General features: G+C 44.2%; 3 protein-coding genes and 1 pseudogene. 3 read left to right on the top strand and 1 reads right to left on the bottom strand.

Features of this window, described 5'->3' with window-relative positions; translation table 11 throughout:
• Window positions 1–687: tetratricopeptide repeat protein (locus B3D59_RS09160; protein ID WP_286819179.1), on the bottom strand; the 687-nt coding region annotated here is incomplete at its 3' end.
• A 252-nt stretch (window positions 688–939) separates the two neighbouring features.
• Here B3D59_RS09160 and B3D59_RS09165 point away from each other — a divergent pair.
• The 3 genes and pseudogenes from B3D59_RS09165 to B3D59_RS09175 all read left to right on the top strand — a co-directional run.
• Window positions 940–2043, top strand: coding sequence for a geranylgeranyl reductase family protein (locus B3D59_RS09165; protein WP_286819180.1), 1104 nt, complete (start codon window positions 940–942; stop codon window positions 2041–2043).
• 301 nt (window positions 2044–2344) lie between these two features.
• Window positions 2345–2683: a P-II family nitrogen regulator gene (locus B3D59_RS09170; RefSeq protein WP_286819181.1), complete on the top strand. Its 339-nt coding sequence runs from the start codon at window positions 2345–2347 to the stop codon at window positions 2681–2683.
• A 39-nt stretch (window positions 2684–2722) separates the two neighbouring features.
• Window positions 2723–2972, top strand: a pseudogene (locus B3D59_RS09175) (ammonium transporter); the annotation flags it as partial.

Consider the following 2972-nt stretch of genomic DNA (forward strand, 5'->3'; position numbering starts at 1 on the left):
CAGCCCGTCCATTGCATAGACATTCCGGCAATCAACTTCCAGAATCCGTTGGAATAGAGCCTTTGCATTGGCAAAGTCTCCCTGTCTGCGGTAAAAGTTGGCCAGTGCGCCGATGGCTCTGGGATTTTGGGGCTGTTTGGCTACAAGCCTCTCAAGAAGCGGGCCGGCCAGGTCAAATTCCTTGAGGCGAACATATATGTTGCCAAGACCTGACAGGGCAAAGGGATCATCAGGATTCAGCCTGATGGATCTTTCATATATTTGTCTGGCAGTGGTAAAATCCCCTTTTTTGGTCAACGCATCGGCCAGCCGGGTCATCACCAGGTAGTTTTCAGGGTGGGTGTCCAGGGCCTTGGTCCAAATTTCAATGGCACTGTCCAGGTTGTTGGTGCCCCTGTATGCATCGCCAAGACCGGACATGGCAAAAGGATTAAGCGGGTCTGCATCAAGGCAACTTTGATAATATTTTGCAGCGGTTTTAAATTGTTTTTGCATTCGTTTGACATCACCTAACGCAACCAGGACATAAGGGTTTTTAGGTGATACTTCCAGGGCGGCCAGTAATAAGGGTTCCGCTTGTTCCGGCTTTCTAATGCGAATAAGGTCTCGGGCATTTTTGCATAAATTCAATGCCGTGATTGTATCATCTTCATTTTCTTGTTTTTTTTCTTTAACACGCTTCTGCATTGGCTGTATGCCCAATCAAAATAAATATTAGGTTCAATTAGTACTCGATTTGAGAATTCGATTAACCAAATATTTAATCGCGCGGTTGAGTTTTTGTCAATGGTGAAAAATTATAAATTGTCGAGTGTTATGATTGTGGAAAGATTGAAAGGAAAGATTGAAATTTGGAATCGCAGGGTTTTTTGCCGTATTTGCGAAACAGGACAAAGAAAAAGGTTTGGCCCTTTTTTTAAAATCTGGTAGAAGTTTGGTATGTATGATGTCATTATCATAGGTGCCGGGCCTGCCGGAACAGTTGCCGCTTATCTTTTAGGGCGTGCGGGGTTGTCTGTGCTGTTGTTGGACAGAAAAGATTTTCCCAGGAAAAAAGCATGCGCAGGCGGGATTACGCCCAAGGCCATGGCTCTGTTCCCCTTTGATATTTCCTGTCTCATCCGCCGCACTTGCCGGGAGGTGAAAATTATCCGTCCGGGAAACGCTTCTTTTACAGTCAAAGCCAAGGCCCCTTTGTGCTACATTACCAAAAGGATGGATTTGGATGCCTATTCCCTGGAAAAAGCGGTACAGGCCGGGTGCCGGTTTCGAAAAATAGGCAGGATCATCCGGCTTGATCAGGACGATTGTGGTGTCAACCTGACCCTTTCCTGTGATGGTAAAACCGATATTCTCAGGGCCGGATACCTGATCGGGGCCGATGGTGCCAATTCAAAGATTCGCAGGCTCATTGGCGGTCAAAAGTCGCGTATCATTAAGCTGCCTGCCCTGGAAGCTGATGTGCCTGTGAAAAATGCCGGACTTCATCCCATGACATTTGATTTTTCCAGGGACATTCAAGGGTATTACTGGATATTTCCCCGCAAAACCCACCTGAATATCGGCATTTTCAGTGCTATGCCCAATGGAACCATGAACCGGGATTTATTAAAAAACTATGCCGAAGACAGGCTTAAAACAGATATCCTGACCAATGTTAAGGGGTATCCCATTGCCACCAGCTATGGCAAAGTGCATCTGGGAACAGGGCGTGTGCTTCTGGCAGGAGATGCAGCCGGTCTGGCCGAGCCTTTGTTGGGGGAGGGGATCTATTCTGCGCTGAAATCCGGTATCCTTTCAGCCCGGGCCATTGAACATACTGTTGGACGTAAATCGCTTACGCCTTCAGATGCCCTTGGCTTCTACCGGCAGGCCCTCGGGGCTTTACAGCTGGATTTGCGGCTTTACAGGTGCTGCGCATCCATTCTGTATCAATTTCCAAAGTGGTCGCTTGCTCTTGGATCCTGCAACATTCTACATAATTGTTTTTCCAGGGGATATTCCACTGGAAAGACCCTGCATGAAATTTTAATGCCCTTTTGAGGGCCTGTAAGCACCGATTTTCGCTTCTTAATTATCGTTTTGTGTATGAAAATACAAAAATGTCTTGATTTTCGCGCCATGGTTTTATCTATAAGCATGAAATTACATTAATGCAACCTACTATATTCCAAAAATGTTATTTGTATTGAGGGGTGTTCTGAAAAAACAAAGTAAAATATTTTAATAATTTCAAATAGATGTGTTAAAATATCAAAAAAAATAATTTTTGGCACCTCTCTTGCTTTTTACAAAGCGTAAAGCGTAACTTGTTTTAACGCACATATTAACAAAGGGAGTAAATATGAAAGAAGTTGTGGCAGTGATTAAACCGTTTAAGGTGGATGAGGTTAAAGATGCTTTATCCAAAATCAGTATTAACGGTATGACTATTTCGGAAGTTAAGGGATTTGGCCGTCAGAAAGGACACAAAGAGGTATACCGAGGTGCAGAATACCAGACAGATTTTGTACCCAAAGTTGAATTGAAAATTTGTGTTGCCGATGACCAGGCTCAAGCCGTGGTGGATACAATAGTAGAAACAGCGAAAACAGGGAAAATCGGTGATGGTAAAATATTTGTTTTTTCTGTTGAAAATGTTGTTCGTATTCGTACAGGTGAAACCGGAACAGAAGCTTTATAAAATTTAAATGATTAATATTAATTAAGGAGATTTAAAAAAATGAAGTATGTACTGATGATTCTGACTTCGTTGGCTTTCACCATCACAGCAGCATGGGCCGGGACAGACGATGCCCCGACAGTACTCTCTAATGCCGAGGCTATTGAACTGGTCCAGACCCATGCCAACTACGTCTGGACCCTTGTTGCAGCAGTGCTTGTTTTCTTTATGCAGGCTGGGTTCGCCATGGTGGAAGCAGGGTTCACCCGTGCTAAAAACGCTGTAAACATCATGATGAAAAACCTGATGG

The sequence above is a fragment of the Desulfobacter sp. UBA2225 genome (assembly GCF_002348205.1).
Taxonomy (GTDB): Bacteria; Desulfobacterota; Desulfobacteria; order Desulfobacterales; family Desulfobacteraceae; genus Desulfobacter; species Desulfobacter postgatei.

Excerpts from the sequence above, each read along its gene's own strand:
- B3D59_RS09170 (WP_286819181.1), top strand. The coding sequence starts at position 2,345 with ATGAAAGAAGTTGTGGCAGTGATTAAACCGTTTAAGGTGGATGAGGTT.
- B3D59_RS09165 (WP_286819180.1), top strand. The coding sequence starts at position 940 with ATGTATGATGTCATTATCATAGGTGCCGGGCCTGCCGGAACAGTTGCC.